This window comes from Variovorax sp. P4_B11 (genome assembly GCF_056402355.1).
In genome coordinates this window covers 1-1482 of record NZ_JBFUHO010000152.1, presented here as the reverse complement: position 1 = coordinate 1482, position 1482 = coordinate 1, and the positions used below count along the sequence as shown (strand labels likewise).

Below are 1482 nucleotides of genomic sequence, written 5' to 3'. Positions count from 1 at the left end.
CTAGTCTTACTGTGTCACAAGAGTAGCTTTGCGCTTGCCTTGCCGCAGCAAGGGCACTGCCCGAGGCGAGCGATGAGTAGATAGCTCAGGCTGAGTCGCAGTGTCGTGATCGAATGGTCCACGTGGCGCTGCGCGCGCAGGACTGCCGCGGGGGATGTAATTCGCGGGAAACGCAGGCACTTGGCGTTCGATGAAGTTTTTTTTACCGCCGACTGGCTTGTCGGCGATCAGGCGTTCGGCCATCAGGAATCCGTACGCGGCGATGCTCAGAGTCGCATGGTGGTGGAACCCTCGCCAGCCACGACCTTCGTAGTGACCCAGCCCGAAGTCCTGCTTCAGGTCCTGGTAGTCGCGCTCGATGCGCCAGCGCTGATGGGCGGCGCTGACCAACTCGTTGAGCGGCGTCTCTTCGGGCAGCGTGGACAAGCAGTACTTGCTCGGCTCTGTAAGGTCTGCAGGCCATTCGATGAGCAGCCACTGAAGTGGGCGCAACCGCGCCTTGCCAGCGTTGCCGCCGGCGTGCCGCACCCGCAGCGCTGCGAAACGTCCGCTCAGCGGCTCATTGCTGCCCTCGCGCCAACTGATCGTATGGAACGCCTGCGCCGGCAGTGATTGGGCCAGCGCCTTGACGCTCATCGGCTGTCGCCCCGCGGTGCGCCGCGGCATCACCGGTGGACGACCCGTGCCGCTGTACCGCTTCGGGGGCAGCGGTTCGACCCCAGGGGGCCAGACCACCACCGCCGAGGTCACGCCCACGGCGTACAGCAATCCCATGTCGCTCAGCGCCTGGCGAAAGGCGGTGTCGACTCCGTAGGCGGCGTCGGCTAGCACGCAGTGGCGCGGCGCTCCCTCGGCCAGCAACGTGCGCAACTGCGCCAGCGCGATCTGCGTCTTGGTGGCGAAGCGCACCTCCTCGGGTACGCCGGCTTGCTGCCTGCGCGCCTCGTCCGCCGCCCAATCCTCGGGCAGATACAGCTGCCAAGCCACCGGCAAACTACCTTGGTCGCATGCCAGCGACACGCTCACCGCCACCTGGCAGTTGTCCTGCTTGCCCAGCATCCCGCAGTACTGGCGTGTCACGCCCACCGAGTGCTTGCCCTTCTTCGGGAACCCCGTGTCGTCGATGATCCACCAGCCACCCCGGCTGAAGTCCATCTGCGGCACCACCCACTGGCTGACCCGGCGCAACAGATCGTCATCGGACCACTCGGCCTTCGCCACGAAGTGATGCAGTGCCTGATGYCGGGCGCTGGCGTGCAGCGGGTCCACCCGAGCGGCCATCGGCTCCACGCTCTTGCGCGACAGCGGCAGCATCAGTCCGGTGCAGTAGCCCTTGAGCCCCGCGTGACGATCTGAGTGACCCAGCCCTTCCGCCAGATGGTGCATGTACTGGTCGAACCGTTGACTCATACCCATGGCTCTTCACCCATCAGTTGAGGAAGTGCACATAATGCCTTGTTTTTATTGACACAGTAAGACTAG

Annotated in this window: 1 protein-coding gene; it reads right to left on the bottom strand. The window is 64.7% G+C overall.

Annotated features, from left to right (window positions below; all coding sequences use genetic code 11):
* Positions 1 to 6: 6 nt before the first annotated feature.
* Positions 7 to 1416, bottom strand: a complete 1410-nt coding sequence (locus AC1DYD_RS41345; RefSeq protein ID WP_478178486.1) for an IS701 family transposase — start codon at positions 1414 to 1416, stop codon at positions 7 to 9.
* Positions 1417 to 1482: the final 66 nt, after the last annotated feature.